The sequence below is a fragment of the Novosphingobium tardum genome (assembly GCF_042652045.1).
Taxonomy (GTDB): domain Bacteria; phylum Pseudomonadota; class Alphaproteobacteria; order Sphingomonadales; family Sphingomonadaceae; genus Novosphingobium; species Novosphingobium tardum.
Window position 1 is genome coordinate 1 of record NZ_JBHSDR010000004.1, and the last position, 13,710, is coordinate 13,710.

At 63.9% G+C, this 13,710-nt stretch carries 11 protein-coding genes; 5 read left to right on the top strand and 6 right to left on the bottom strand.

Translation table 11 applies throughout. The annotated features are described in order from the left end of the window. Positions 1-257 precede the first annotated feature (257 nt). On the bottom strand, positions 258-1,448 hold the full coding sequence (locus ACFO0A_RS06360) for a cytochrome P450 (protein ID WP_379538175.1): 1,191 nt from the start codon (positions 1,446-1,448) through the stop codon (positions 258-260). Between the two features lie 192 nt (positions 1,449-1,640). Next, on the bottom strand, positions 1,641-2,867 hold the full coding sequence (locus tag ACFO0A_RS06365; protein WP_379538176.1) for a CaiB/BaiF CoA transferase family protein: 1,227 nt from the start codon (positions 2,865-2,867) through the stop codon (positions 1,641-1,643). Positions 2,868-3,071: 204 nt separating this feature from the next. Between ACFO0A_RS06365 and ACFO0A_RS06370 the strand changes: the two genes are divergently transcribed. The 5 genes from ACFO0A_RS06370 (at position 3,072) to ACFO0A_RS06390 (ending at position 9,612) form a co-directional block, all read left to right on the top strand. After that, on the top strand, positions 3,072-5,156 hold the full coding sequence (locus tag ACFO0A_RS06370; protein ID WP_379538177.1) for a 3-hydroxyacyl-CoA dehydrogenase NAD-binding domain-containing protein: 2,085 nt from the start codon (positions 3,072-3,074) through the stop codon (positions 5,154-5,156). Next, on the top strand, positions 5,153-6,808 hold the full coding sequence (locus ACFO0A_RS06375) for an AMP-binding protein (RefSeq protein ID WP_379538178.1): 1,656 nt from the start codon (positions 5,153-5,155) through the stop codon (positions 6,806-6,808). The genes ACFO0A_RS06370 and ACFO0A_RS06375 overlap by 4 nt, the downstream gene beginning before the upstream one ends. A gap of 128 nt (positions 6,809-6,936) precedes the next feature. Then, positions 6,937-7,851: an SDR family NAD(P)-dependent oxidoreductase gene (locus ACFO0A_RS06380; protein WP_379538461.1), complete on the top strand. Its 915-nt coding sequence runs from the start codon at positions 6,937-6,939 to the stop codon at positions 7,849-7,851. Between the two features lie 44 nt (positions 7,852-7,895). Next, positions 7,896-8,792, top strand: a complete 897-nt coding sequence (locus ACFO0A_RS06385; protein ID WP_379538179.1) for an NmrA family NAD(P)-binding protein — start codon at positions 7,896-7,898, stop codon at positions 8,790-8,792. A 34-nt stretch (positions 8,793-8,826) separates the two neighbouring features. Further along, complete coding sequence (locus ACFO0A_RS06390; protein WP_379538180.1) at positions 8,827-9,612, top strand: enoyl-CoA hydratase/isomerase family protein; 786 nt, start codon at positions 8,827-8,829, stop codon at positions 9,610-9,612. Positions 9,613-9,647: 35 nt separating this feature from the next. On the opposite strand, the gene ACFO0A_RS06395 is transcribed toward ACFO0A_RS06390, so the two are convergent. The 4 genes from ACFO0A_RS06395 to ACFO0A_RS06410 are packed head-to-tail and all read right to left on the bottom strand — an operon-like array spanning position 9,648 to position 13,542. Further along, the gene (locus ACFO0A_RS06395; RefSeq protein WP_379538181.1) at positions 9,648-10,745 is read right to left on the bottom strand and encodes an acyl-CoA dehydrogenase family protein; all 1,098 of its coding nucleotides are present in this window, start codon (positions 10,743-10,745) and stop codon (positions 9,648-9,650) included. 5 nt (positions 10,746-10,750) lie between these two features. Continuing rightward, on the bottom strand, positions 10,751-11,908 hold the full coding sequence (locus ACFO0A_RS06400) for an acyl-CoA dehydrogenase family protein (protein ID WP_379538182.1): 1,158 nt from the start codon (positions 11,906-11,908) through the stop codon (positions 10,751-10,753). A 13-nt stretch (positions 11,909-11,921) separates the two neighbouring features. Beyond that, the gene (locus ACFO0A_RS06405) at positions 11,922-12,707 is read right to left on the bottom strand and encodes an enoyl-CoA hydratase (RefSeq protein WP_379538183.1); all 786 of its coding nucleotides are present in this window, start codon (positions 12,705-12,707) and stop codon (positions 11,922-11,924) included. A 37-nt stretch (positions 12,708-12,744) separates the two neighbouring features. Then, complete coding sequence (locus tag ACFO0A_RS06410) at positions 12,745-13,542, bottom strand: IclR family transcriptional regulator (protein WP_379538184.1); 798 nt, start codon at positions 13,540-13,542, stop codon at positions 12,745-12,747. Positions 13,543-13,710: the final 168 nt, after the last annotated feature.

Sequence of the window (13,710 nt, forward strand, 5' to 3'; positions counted from 1 at the left end):
GCAGCAGCCGCCTGATCGGCGCAGAGCGACAGCCTACCTCTGACTGCCGCCAATCTTTGCAACAGAGCCAGCACGCGTGCGAAGGCGCCCAAAGTCCCGTAAGCGACAGCCATCGGCCCGGTTAGGTTGAGGAACCGCCTCAGGCTGTTGGCCTTTGCGCGTAGACCGCGCAGCTGCAGATTACGGGGCCAAAGAACTGTTAGCCCATCATGCGTTCCGAACAGTCGATGCTCGAACCAATGCTCGCCAAATGCCGGTCAGTCCCACGCAGCGGGAAAATGCCGCACGATCCAAAAATTGATTGCGTCGAAGTATTGCACCGGCGCCGTCAAGCGCAGACCCGGCAGCCTCTCGATCAATATTTTCAGAGCAATCCTTGCCTCCATCCGGGCGGTCCAGGCGCCGGGACAGAAATGCGGGCCGCTGCCGAATGCGATATGTCGCTCTCCCTTTCGATCGAGCCGAAACTCGTCAGGATCGCCGAAATGGGCTGGATCGCGGTTGGCACTGAGAACCGAGAACAGCACCCGGGAGCCTTCAGGAATTGTCTCGCCTGCAATGTTGACCTGACACGGGGTGCCGCGGAACATCCCCATTGCAGGCGGCTCGAGACGCAGCGATTCCTCGATGGCTACATCGATCAGCGCGGGATCAGCCTTTACCTGCTCCCAAAGTGGGGGTTGTTCGAGGAGGCGATGCAGTGTGTTGAGCATGAGCGCGCCGGTCGTGTCCACGCCACCGACGAAGAAGCCGCGGATGGTCCGACGCAGTTCGTCGTCGGTGAGGTAACGTCCGTGATAGTGCGTGGTCATGAGGACCGACGTGAGGCTGTCGTCGAGAACAGTGCCGACATGAGTTGGTCCAGGCTCCTCGATACCGGCATCGCGCAACTTCCGTCGCTTGAGTTCGAACTGCTCATCAAAGAAGGCATACATTTCGGCGATGACGCGTTGCTGCTCTTCAGGATCGCGGATCATTGCGTCGAGGAATGAATCGGTCCAACGCCGGTACATCTCGACCGGCTCCTCCGGAAAGCCAATCGCCCGTGCTGCGACCTTTGCCGGCACGGGCTTGCCAAACAGATGCTGAAGGTCGCCTGAGCCGAGCGCCTCGAACGCGTCGATCGCCTCATTTGCAATGCGCGCGCAGTCCCCGGCCCAGCGCTTGACTCCGGCGGGCGACATGTAGGCGTTGTAGAGCCGCCTGAATGCGTGAAAATCGGGCGGATCCTGGTTCAACGCAATACCGCGCTCCATGGGTGCGAGCTGACTGCCCCATTCTTTAGAAAAGTGCGCGTGATTTTCCAGAACTTCCTTTACGATATCGAAGCCAGCTGCATAATAAAATCCACCATCAGCGGCGGCGGCAATACCGAATTTGCGTAGTTGATTATGAAACGCCGGGCGGTCGGCAAGCGATTCAGGGGCGTTCGGGTCGACCGTATGCATGGGGTCTCTTTAGCGTAATAAAGCGTGAAGGAATTTTCTTAGACTAGGCGTTTGCGCGATTTATCGCATATTTTTTCGACTTCTGCCCTGACCCGGACTGATCGAAAGTGAAAGAAACCTTTTTTGACCCTTTGTAGGCCCGCAGACCGTTTGGTGGTCACCGCGGCCCGACCTTGACAAGGCGACAACCTGTCAGAGCACCTTAGTCGCGCGAAGCCTCTCGATCGCCGCTTGATCGTAGCCGAGCACGTCGCGAAGCACTGCGTCGTTATCCTGGCCGAGCGTAGGCGGTGCGGTTGCGGCGCCGATCGGCGTGGCCGACATGCGGATCGGGTTCCGGAGGACAGGCACAGTACCCGCAGCGGCGTGTTCGACGTGGTCGAGCATGGCACGATGTCGCACCTGCGGGTTCTCGAACACCATTGCCATGTCGTTGACGAGGCTGGCCGGCACGTCGGCGGCTTCGAGAGCGGCGAGCCATTCGGCGGCGGGCCGGGTGGCAAACAGGCGGTCGAGAATGGAAAGGAGCGCGTCGCGGTTCTCAATGCGATGCTGCACCTGGTCGAAGCGGGGGTCAGCCGCCACCGCCGGCTCGCCCAGTACGGTCATCAGCGAGCCGAACTGCTTGTTGGTGCTGGCGACGATGAAGATGTCTCGATCGGCACAACGGAAGGTTTGCGAGGGAATGCCGCCGAAGCCGCCGTTGCCGCGCCGCTCCGGTACAACTCCCGATATCAGGTAGTTCTGCACGTAGTGCGAGAGCGATGCGAGACCGCAGTCGAGCAGGGCCATGTCGATGAACTGACCCTCGCCCGTGCGGTCCCGGTAGCGCAGTGCGGCAAGGATGGCGTTGCTCGCGTAAAGCCCGGTGAGGATGTCGACCATCGACACGCCGACCTTCATCGGTCCGCCGCCGGGCACCCCTTCGGGCAGGCCCGAGACACTCATCATCCCGCACATTGCCTGGAACACGCCGTCATAGCCAGGGCGGGCCGCGTAGGGACCGTCCTGCCCGAAGCCGGTGATCGAGCAATAGACCAGTCGTGGGTTGATGGACTTAAGGCTCGCGTAATCGAGGCCGTACTTGGCGAGCACCCCCGTGCGGAAATTCTCGATCACCACGTCGCACTTCGCTGCCAGATCGCGTAGCAGCGCCGCGCCCTCCGGCTTGGCGTGATCAACGGTGATGCCACGCTTGTTGCGATTGCAGCTCAGGTAGAAGCCGGCATCCCGGGTAGCGTTTCCGTCTGCATCCTTGAGAAACGGCGGACCATAGGAGCGGCTGTCGTCGCCAGCGCCGGGACGCTCCACCTTGATCACGTCGGCGCCGAGATCGGCCAGGAGCTGCGCGCAGTATGGCGCAGCGAGGATGCGGCTCAGATCGAGGACCCGGATACCCTGCAATGCTTCCGATGGCATCGATCCAGCCCCTGTCACCCTATTCCCTGCCCCTGCATTCACCGCCTTTGCCGGGCGAGGACAATCCTGCCGTCCGGCACATCGTAACAGCGATATGTCCGGCAAGCACGCGGGGTACACTCGCCTTCATGCTCCCCTCTTGCCAAAGCAGCCGTATATGCCAGCAAACCGGCGACGCCGGTGCGGCCATTAACGGAGACGGCGATGAGCACGGTAGGTTACGAGGTCGACGGCGAAGTGGCGGTGCTGGCGGTCGACTACCCGCCGGTCAATGCTCTGAGCGCTGCGGTCCGCACCGGGCTCGGTGAGGCGCTCGAGCGGGCCCGAAGCGATTCGGCGGTGCGTGCCGTGGTGATCCTGGGCGCGGGCAAGACATTTATCGCGGGCGCCGACATTACCGAGTTCGGGACCGAGAAAAGCCAGGTGAAGCCGAGCCTGCAGGACATCCAGGGCGAGCTGGAAGGCTTCCCCAAGCTAACCGTCGCGGCAATCCACGGCACCGCGCTCGGCGGGGGGCTGGAACTTGCGCTGACTTGCCACGCGCGCGTCGCCGTGCCCACCGCCAAGGTCGGACTGCCCGAAGTCAATCTCGGCCTCCTGCCCGGCGCCGGGGGCACCCAGCGGCTCCCGCGGCTTACCGGCGTAGAGGTGGGGATCGACCTGATCACTTCGGGCAAACACATCGCTGCGCAGCAGGCGCTGGCGCTCGGCGTGATCGACGCGATCGTCGACGATTTGCGCAGCGGTGCCGTTGCCTTCGCACGCGAAGCACTGGCCGATGGCCGCGGCTTCGTCCCGGTGATCGAACGCGACGACAAGGTGACCGACATTGACGCTGCCGTTTTCGCCACCGCACGCAAGAAGGTCGGTGCCAAGGCGCGCGGCAAGATCGCGCCGATGACCATAATCGACTGCATCGAGGCCGCCTGCACCCGTTCCGCCGCCGAGGGGCTCGCGTACGAGAAGGAGCGCTTCCAGGAGCTCTTCGCCAGCGACCAGCGCGCCGCGCTGATGCACTACTTCTTCGCCGAGCGGCAGGCGCGCAAGATCCCCGGCATCCCGGCCGACGTGAAGCCCAGGTCGATCCAGTCCTGCGCGATCATTGGCGCCGGCACGATGGGCGGAGGCATCGCCATGACCTTCGCCAATGCGGGCATTCCGGTCACCCTGCTGGACCTTGACCAGGCCGCGCTCGATCGCGGACTGGACGTGGTGCGCAAGAACTATGGCATCTCGGTCTCGCGCGGCTCGATCAGCCAGGAGAGGATGGACCGCGCGCTGGCGCTGATCACCCCCACGCTTGCCTACGACGACCTCGCGCCATGCGACATCGTCATCGAGGCGGCGCTCGAACGGATGGACGTCAAGAAGGAAATCTTCTCGCGTCTTGATGGGCTGATGAAGCCGGGTGCGGTGCTCGCCAGCAACACCAGCTACCTCTCGATCGACGAGATCGCGAGCGCGACGAGCCGTCCCGGTGACGTGGTCGGCTGCCACTTCTTCTCGCCCGCCAACGTCATGAAGCTGCTCGAGAACGTGCGGAGCGCGACGACATCGGACGAGACGATCATCACCGTCATGGAGATGGGCAAGGTGATCGGCAAGGTGCCGGTGCTCGCCCGCAATGCGGACGGCTTCATCGGCAACCGCATGCTGCAGTACTACACCGGCGAGGCGGAATTCCTGCTCGAGCAGGGCGCTACGCCCGAGCAGATCGACCGCGTGGCCACGCGGTTCGGCATGGCAATGGGGCCAATGTCGATGCGCGACATGGCCGGCATGGACATGGCTGTTGTATCGCGGAAGGGCCGCGCCGCGAGCATCCCGGCGGGTGAGCGCGTGTCACCGATTGTAGAGCGGCTGGTCGAGGCCGGCCGCTACGGACAGAAGACCGCGAAGGGCTTCTACCGCTACGAGGGCCGCGAAAAATTCTCCGATCCCGAAGCGATCGCGATCATCGAAAGTGTCTCGAAGGAGTTCGGGATCACGCGCCGCGAATTCACGGACGACGAGGTCGAGGCGCGCCTCTTCGCGCCGCTGGTGAACGAAGGCGCCAAGGAGATCGAGGACGGCACCGCCATTCGGGCGAGCGATATCGACGTGGCCTGGGTTAACGGCTACGGCTTTCCTGTCCACCGCGGCGGCCCGATGTTCTGGGGCGAGCAATACGGGCTGGACCGGATCTACCAGATGGCGCTGGAAGCCGCTGAACGGAACGGTCCGCGCTGGGCTCCGGGCAAGCTGCTCGAGCGGCTGGCAAGGGAAGGCAAGGGCTGGAACGCAGCGTGAGCAACGACGGGATGGCTGCTGGCGCGGCGATCGACTGGGACGAGACCCGGTTCGACCCGCTCGACGGTCCGCCGACCATCCCTGAGCAACTCGCTGAATCCGCACGGCTGCACGGTGATCGCCTGTTCCTCGTCGGCGAGGACGGGCGATGCCTGACATTTGCCGAAACCGAAGCCGCAGCGCGCCGCATGGCGCGCGCCTTTATTGCGGCGGGGATTCAATCGGGGGACCGCGTCGCCATCTGGGCGCCGAACAGCATCGAGTGGGTATTGGCCGCGCTTGGCCTGCAATTGGCGGGTGGCGTACTCGTCCCGCTCAACACCCGGTTCAAGGGCGCCGAAGCCGCGTATATCCTCGAACGCAGCCGGGCCACGATGCTCTGCACGGTGGGCGGCTTCCTTGGCATACGGTTTGTCGACCTGCTCGCCGAGGCGCGTGGCGGGCCGACCGCAGGGCAGCCGATAAGCGGACTGCGCCATTTGCGTGAGATCGTCCTGCTCGATCCCGTACCTCTCGCCGACTTCGTGGCCCGCGCCGATACCGTGAGCGAAGCTGCTCTCGATGGACGGATCGCGGCGATCCGGCCCGACAGCCTTTGCGACATTCTCTACACCTCAGGCACCACGGGCAAACCCAAGGGCGCGATGTTCTGTCATCGGCAGGCGCTTGCGGTCTTGCGCAGCTACAACTTCGTTAACCGCACCCGACCCGGTGACCGGATGGTCATCGTGAACCCGTTCTTCCACAGTTACGGTTACCGCGCGGGCTGGGTTGCCTGCCTCGTGGACGGGATGACGGCTTTTCCGGTCGCTCAACTCGACGCCGAGGATCTTGGATCATTGATCGAGCGCGAACAGATCACCGTGCTGCCCGGCCCCCCTGCCCTCTTCCAGACCCTCGTGGACCGACCGAGCGGCCACGACATTTCCTCCCTCAGGATCGGTACGACCGGGTCGGCCAGCTTGCCCGTCGCGTTAATGCAGGCTTGTCGCGAGGTGCTGGGTCTTGAAGTGCTGCTGACGAGCTACGGACTCACCGAGAACACCGCAATGGGGACGAGTTGCCGCGTGGGCGACAGTGCTGAAACACTGGCGACGACCGTCGGACGGCCGTTTCCCGGTTTCGAGATGCGCCTTGTCGGCCCCGATGGAGCATCCTTGCCTCCTGGTGAGCCGGGCGAGGTCTGCTTCCGGGGTTTCAGCGTCATGCGGGGCTATTTCGAAGACCCCGAAGCCACTGCCGAGGCCATCGATGCAGACGGTTGGCTGCATACGGGCGACGTCGGCGTGCTCGACCAGCGCGGCTACCTGCGGATCGTCGACCGGCTAAAGGACATCGTGATCGTAGGCGGCTTCAATGTCTATCCGGCCGAAGTCGAAACGATGCTGCGCGGTGCACCGGGTGTGGCGGACGTGGCCGTGGTCGGCATGCCGGATCACCGCCTGGGAGAGGTCGCGATGGCCTTCGTAGTACCAACATCGGGCAGCGAACCGGACGAGGCCGCTCTCACCGCCTGGGCCCGCGCGAACATGGCCAATTTCAAGGTGCCGCGAAAGTTTGTGACGATCGACGTGCTGCCACGCACACCGCTCGGCAAGGTTCGCCGCGTCGAGCTGAGGGAGCGGGCAGCTCTTCTTGGCACTGCTTCCTGATCGTCAACTCGTTCCTCTGATCGCAAACATGATCAGAGCGCACCCGGCCTTTCCCGGGCGCCGAGTCGGCTCATAAGTCTGCTTTTCAAGCGCCGCCGACCATGGACGCAGGGAGAATCACAGTGGACATGCGCTTCGATGGCAAGGTCGCGGTCGTCACCGGCGCAGGACGCGGACTCGGGCCTGAGCAGGCGCTGCTCCTTGCGCGCCGAGGCGCGCGGGTCATCGTCAACGATCTCGGCAGCGCGATCGACGGAACCATGCCGTCGCAGCAGCCCGCAAACGAGGTGGTCTGGTCGATCCGTGCAGAAGGCTTCATCGCGGAACCAGACTTCAACGACGTTTCGACCCCGGCTGGGATCAGGGCGCTAGTCGATCATGCGATAGCAACCTTCGGCGCAATCGACGTGCTCGTCTGCAATGCGGGCACGATCGTGTACGGCGGCACCCCTGACCTGCTCGACGCCGCAACGTTCGATCGCCTGCACGATCTCATGGTCTCCGGCGTGGGGTTGCTGGTGGGCGCGGCATGGCCGCATCTGGCCAGGAGCGGCGAAGGAAGGGTGATCCTGATGTCTTCGGCCGGAGGAGTCTTCGGCATTCCCGCCAATGCAACCTATGGCGCAGCGAAGGGCGGGGTGATCGGAATGCTTCGCTGCCTTGCCATCGATGGCGAGCCGCTCGGCATCAAGGTGAACGCGGTTTGCCCGCTGGCGATCTCGCGCCTTTTCGAAGGCTTTTCCGATAACCAGGCATTCAACGACTGGTTCGCCGCCAATGCCCGGCCGGAGTATGTCGCACCGCTCGTCGGCTATCTCGCCCATCGTGACTGCCAACCCACTGGCCGGGTGTTCAACTCGGGCATGGGGCACGTGGCCGAGATCTTCACCGGGTTGACCCAAGGCTGGAAGCAGCAGGGCCACGCGATCGAGGACATCCGTGATCACTTCAGCGAAATAGCCGACCGGGCCGGCTACGCGGTGCCAGCCACTGCGCTCGAATCCACCGGCCTTCTGTTCGCCGACGCGCCGCTCGCCGGCTGATGCACCAAGAGGAGAACTCCTTGCCCGTTACCGGCCCCATTCTCGTGACCGGCGCCACCGGCATGCAAGGCGGTGCGACCGTCGACGCGCTGCAGGCTGCTGGAATATCCGTCCGAGCTCTGGTGCGCGATCCCGCTTCGGCCGCTGCGCGCAGTCTCGCGGAGCGCGGCGTGGCGCTCCAGGCTGGTGACTTCGAGGATACGGCCCAGCTCGACAAGGCGCTCGAAGGTGCTTTCGGCGTCTTCTCGATGCAACTGCCGCCCCTGCCCGGTGACCCCGACTCCGAAGTCAGAACCGGTCGAAACCTGGTCGAGGCTGCGCAGCGCGCCGGTGTGGCTCACTTTGTTCACACCTCGGTTGCACGCGCAGGGGACCAGACGAGCTTCGCAGGGTGGCTCGAAGGGCGCTGGACGAAGGGGTACTGGAACAGCAAGTCCGCCGTGAACAGCCTGGTTCGCGCCGCCGGCTTTGACCACTGGGTGGTGCTGAAGCCGGCGTTCATGATGGAGAATTTCATCCCCCCCAAGGCGGCGTGGATGTTCCCGCTGCTCGCCAGCGGTTGCCTGGGCACTGCAATGACCAAGGGCGTGCCGCTCGATCTGGTCAGCGCCGCGGATGTCGGACGCTTCGCCGCCGCCGCATTCATGAATCCGTCCCGGTTCGACCGGCAGGACATCGATCTCGCTGCCGAGGCACTCGATATGGATTCCGTGGCCGCCGTAATCGCCGACGCAACGGGTAAGCCTGTGCGGGCCCGCTACTTGACCGAGGTGGAAGCGATTGATGCCGGGCACCACGCTGGGCTGGTCAGCAGCCAGCAATGGGCCAGCGTCGAAGGCTACAAGGTGGATCTCGCACGAGCCGCGTCATTCGGCATCAAACTCGAGACCTTCGGTGCATGGGCGCAGCGGCACCGCGACGACTTCGTCATAACCGTCTAAAATTCATGGTATTGAAGCAGGGAGCGACCTGAGGATGACCGGGCCCGCCGGCGATGACCTGCTGATCGAGGATCGCGGCGCGATCCGGATCCTTACCCTGAACCGGCCGGATGATCGCAATCCCGCCTCGACCGCGCTGCTGTTCAGGCTGACCCGCATTGCACGCGAACTCGCACTGGACGAGACGGTCCGCGCTGTAATTCTGACGGGCGCGGGCAAGGCGTTCAGCGCCGGCGGCGATTTCCAGCACTTCGTGGCCACCGCGAAGGATCCGGCGGTCGCGCGCGAAACGATCGCCAACGGGCGGGACTTTATCACAGCCATGCTTGACGTTCCCGTCCCGGTAATCGCTGCGGTGAATGGCGCTGCCGTCGGCTTCGGCGCCACATTGCTGGCGCTGTCGGACATCGTCATCATGGCCGAAAACGCCTTCATCATCGAGCCCCACGTCAATGTCGGGCTGGTGATCGGCGACGGAATCTCTGTCACCTGGCCGTTTCTGGCTTCGCTACACAAGGCGAAGGAACTCGCTTTCACCGGGGATCGCCTGCTGGCAGCGGACGCGGTGGCTTGCGGCCTCGCCAACAAGGTCGTGCCTGCAGGCGAGCAACTGAACGAAGCGCTTGCGATGGCCGAGCGTATCGTCAGACACCCGCGGACTGCGCTGGCCGGCTCCAAGAAGCTCTTCAACATGTATGCCAAGAGCATGGTCGACACGGTGCTGCAGGCGCAGATGGATCTGCAGTTCGTACAGACGCAAGGGCCCGATCACGGACGCATCGTGCAATCCATGATCGACGCGCAAAATCGCAACAGATGAGCCGCCACTTCACAACTTGACTGCGTTGGGACGCCTCAGGCAGCGGCGAAGTGCGGCGATGCGCCGGTAAAGCCGCCGAGCGCCGCAAGCCGGCCAAGCTGGCTCTCGGAATCGCCCAGAATCATTCCGATCGCGGTGAGCCGCCGGAAGTAGTGGCTGATTGCGTGCTCCTCGCTGACGCCAATCCCACCGTGGAGTTGCACCGCGTTATGGGCCACGAACCGGCCAGCTTTTCCGATCACCGCCTTCACCGCAGCATGCCCGGTAGCGCGGATGTGTTCGTCCGGCTCATCGGCTAGCAGGGCGGCATACATTGCCGCCGAGCGCGCCTGTTCCGCTTCGACCAACATCTCGGCCGCGCGGTGTTGCAAGGCCTGGTTCGTGCCGATGGTCTTGCCGAACTGTTCGCGGGTTTTGAGGTAGTCGACCGTGAGGTCGAGCGCGGCCTGCATAGCGCCCGTCGCCTCGGCGGCAAGCCAAGCGATTCCGGCCTCGATGGCACGGCTCGTGCTGCCGTTTCCGGCGAGCCGGTCAGTGTCAGGGACCCGCACCGAGGATAGCCGGAGGTCCGCCGCGGTGCCGCCGCCGTGCAGTCGATAGCCGCGGCGTTCCACTCCGCCCGCCAATGCAGGAACGGCGAAGAGATGAACCCCGGCAGGGATCAGCAGCAAGTTCGCGCTATCGCCACCGAGAACCATCCGGGCCTCGCCATCGAGCAGCCAGTCATGGCCTTCCTGCCGGGCCGCAACTGAGCCGCAATCCGCAAAAGTCGCGATCATCCCCCCGGACATCAGCCCTGGTAGCCATCGCTCTGTCTGAGCCGGCGTCGCGCATTCCCGGATCGCAGTGCCGGCAAGCACGATCGAGGGCAGGTACGGTTCGACGACAAGGCCACGGCCGAACGCTTCCCCCACGATCATCGTTTCGACGCCCCCCAGGCCCAGACCACCCTGCTCATGCAGGAACGGCAGCATGGTCAGGCCCAGGTCCGTGATTGCGCTCCACATCGCGGGCGACCAACCGCGCGGTTCGCGCATGGCGGCGCGTCGTGCGTCAAGGTCGTAGTGCTCGGCGACCAGCCGCTGGACGCTGTCCTGAAGCATTCGCTGGTCGTCGGAAAGCTCGAGGTCCATCGCGGTCAGAGCCCCAGTTGCGTTTTGGCAAGGATGCCCTTCTGGACCTCGCTGGAGCCGCCATAGATCGAGGCGGCGCGCAGGATGCCGTAGTTGGGCAAGATCGTGCCGATCCATTCGGTGTCTTCGTCACCAAATGGCGCGTCGTCATGTCGCACCTCGAGTGCCGCAGGTCCGGCAACGGCCAGCAGCAGCTCCGACGCAGCCTGGCGCAGTTCGACGCCTTTGAGCTTGAGGATCGACGAGCGTGGATCGGCGGCATCGGAGCGGCGCTGCCCGTCGAGAATGCGAAGCTGCGTGATCTCGAGGATCTTGAGCTCGGCTTCTATGGCCGCGGCCTTGGTGAGCACGGAGCGATTGTCGCCCGCCAGCCGCTTGATCCGCCGGATCAGGTGCTTGGTCATCCCGATGCGCGCAATCCCGGTGCGCTCGTTCGAAAGCAGGAACTTGGCCACGTCCCAGCCGGCGTTCTCCGCGCCGACCAGGCAGTCGGCGGGGACGCGGACCTCGTCGAGGAATACCTCGTTCACCTCGTGGCGCTCGTCGAGGGTGATGATCGGGCGGATCGTTATGCCGGGCAGCCGCAGGTCGATCAGCAGGAACGAGATGCCCATCTGCTTTTTCGGCGCCTGCGGGTCGGTGCGCACGAGCGTGAACATCCAGTCAGCGTGGTGCGCCATGCCCTGCCAGATCTTGTGTCCGCTGACGACAAAGTGATCGCCATCGCGCCTGGCGGAAGTCCGCAAGGCAGCAAGATCGGATCCAGCGCCCGGCTCGGAAAAGCCCTGCGCCCACCAGATATCCAGGTTGGCTGTGGCGGCGAGGAAACGTGCCTGCTGCCCGGGCGTGCCGTAGCGGATCAGCACAGGACCGATCATCGAGACATTGAACGAGACCGGCTCGGGGGCTGGCGCCTGGTGAAGCTCGTCGAGGAAGATGTAGCGCTGAACCGGCGTAAACCCAGGGCCGCCGTGGCTTTGAGGCCAAGATGGGGTTGCCCAGCCGCGCGCGTTGAGCGTGCGCTGCCAGGCAACGATTTCGGCCTTTTCCGGAATCCGGCCCTCGATCATCTTGCGATGCGTGACGGGATCGAGATTGTCGCGGATGAAGGCCCGCACCTCGCGGCGGAACGCTTCCTCCTCCGCGGTGAACCGCAGGTCCATCGTCGACTCCGAACTACTTGCCGGTGAAGACCGGCTTGCGCTTCTCGGCGAAGGCACGAATGCCTTCCTTGTAGTCGTCCGAAGCGTAGCAGATCTGGAACAGCTCCTCGCAACGATCCGTGTCGCGCTTGGCTTCGTCCTGCGCATAGGTCCACAGCGTGAACTTGATGTCCTCGGCCGTGAGTGGCGCGCCGACCGATATGTTGCGGACCGTCTTGTCGATCCACGGCTGGAACTCCTCGTTCGGCAGCACACGGCCGACGAGACCCTTGGTAAAGGCCTCCTGCGCGTCGAAGCGCAGCCCGCCCAGCAGCATGTCCTTCGACGCGCCATAGCCGATGATATCGACCATGCGACGCAACGACGAATAGCGATAACCGATGCCGATGTTCATAGCCGGCTGCCCGAAGCTGGACTGGGCCGAACAGTAGCGAAGGTCGCACACCAGCGCGACGGAGACGCCGCCGCCGATGCAGTATCCGTCGATCGCCGCGACGGTCACCTTCTTCGAGCGGTAGATCGCCTGGAGCGCGTCCTCTCCGGTCTTCGCGTAGCGCTCCTGCGAATCCTTGTCGCCGCGCTCGTCTTCGTATTTTCCGACATCCGCGCCGGCGACGAAGGCCTTGCCGCCCGCACCGGAGAACACCACCACGCGCACATCGTCGTCAGCCTCGAACGCCGCCATCGCGTCGCCCATGCCCTTCCACATTTCGAGGCAGATGGCGTTCATCTTCTCGGGCTTGTTGAACACGATGTGGCCAATCGCGCCGTCCTTGCGCGTGAGAATATACTGCGTCACGAAAGCCCTTTCGGTCTGGAAATGCGCCTGAACCCGCTCAGTGCATGGCCGCCAGCGCGGGCCGCTCGACCTGCCGAAGGTCGGGTCCGGAATGAGGCGCGAAGCACTGGGCGATCGCGCCGCGCAGTGTCTGTACCAGCTGACCGCTATTCGCCGCGATGCGATCGATTGGGCCGGCAATTCCGATCGCCAGTTGCTCCTCGCCTGGGCGCTCCGGAAGCAAGACAGCGACGGAGGCGCGACCATCGCCGAGTTCACCGGTGGCGTAGCCTTGGCGGCTGGTCGTGTTTAACTGTGGCTCAAGTTGGCTGTAGCGCATGTGCAGGGCAGGATCGCACTCTGCATTGAGTCGATGCACCAGTTTGCGCACATTCTCTCGATACATCATAGAGAGCAGCGCCACGCCGAACGGCGAATGCAGCGGGTGATGCTCAGTGCCCGAACCGAGCCCGTCTGGAAGTCCCTCGCCCACAACATGGACGTGCTTCACATCCACTCCGATCAAAGAGGCCAGAACAACCGCTTCCCCCGTTTCCTCTTGTAGGCTGTCCATCATCGGCAGGAGTCGGCCGTGGCGAAACAAGTCGGGCTGAACCCACGCGCCAAGAAGTGCGACGCGTGCGGTAGGCCGGAAGGTACGCGCTGTCCGGTCGCGATAGAGGTAGCCCCGGCGCACAAGCGAGCCAAGGAGTTCCGAAGTACTCGACTGAGGTACATTCAGCGCACGGGCGACGTCCATCACAGTGACCGATTTCCTTTCGCCCGAGAACATCTCGAAGATCTCCAGGACCCGGTCGGCGGACTTGATCTTTTTTTCGCGCATGACGGTGGCCATCGTCCACTCTCCCTTGCCGAACATGACGTTGCCTGCAACTTGTCATGCCATGTTATGATGTCATGATATGCTGACAAGCATCCTCTTTGCAAGAGAAAGCTTCGCATCCGCGATCTTGCGGCCCAAGCCTCGCCAGCACGGCTCGAAAGCTTAGGATTGCGCCACTTT

Excerpts from the sequence above, each read along its gene's own strand:
- ACFO0A_RS06360 (WP_379538175.1), bottom strand. The coding sequence starts at position 1,448 with ATGCATACGGTCGACCCGAACGCCCCTGAATCGCTTGCCGACCGCCCG.
- ACFO0A_RS06365 (WP_379538176.1), bottom strand. The coding sequence starts at position 2,867 with ATGCCATCGGAAGCATTGCAGGGTATCCGGGTCCTCGATCTGAGCCGC.
- ACFO0A_RS06370 (WP_379538177.1), top strand. The coding sequence starts at position 3,072 with ATGAGCACGGTAGGTTACGAGGTCGACGGCGAAGTGGCGGTGCTGGCG.
- ACFO0A_RS06380 (WP_379538461.1), top strand. The coding sequence starts at position 6,937 with ATGCGCTTCGATGGCAAGGTCGCGGTCGTCACCGGCGCAGGACGCGGA.
- ACFO0A_RS06390 (WP_379538180.1), top strand. The coding sequence starts at position 8,827 with ATGACCGGGCCCGCCGGCGATGACCTGCTGATCGAGGATCGCGGCGCG.
- ACFO0A_RS06395 (WP_379538181.1), bottom strand. The coding sequence starts at position 10,745 with ATGGACCTCGAGCTTTCCGACGACCAGCGAATGCTTCAGGACAGCGTC.
- ACFO0A_RS06400 (WP_379538182.1), bottom strand. The coding sequence starts at position 11,908 with ATGGACCTGCGGTTCACCGCGGAGGAGGAAGCGTTCCGCCGCGAGGTG.
- ACFO0A_RS06410 (WP_379538184.1), bottom strand. The coding sequence starts at position 13,542 with ATGGCCACCGTCATGCGCGAAAAAAAGATCAAGTCCGCCGACCGGGTC.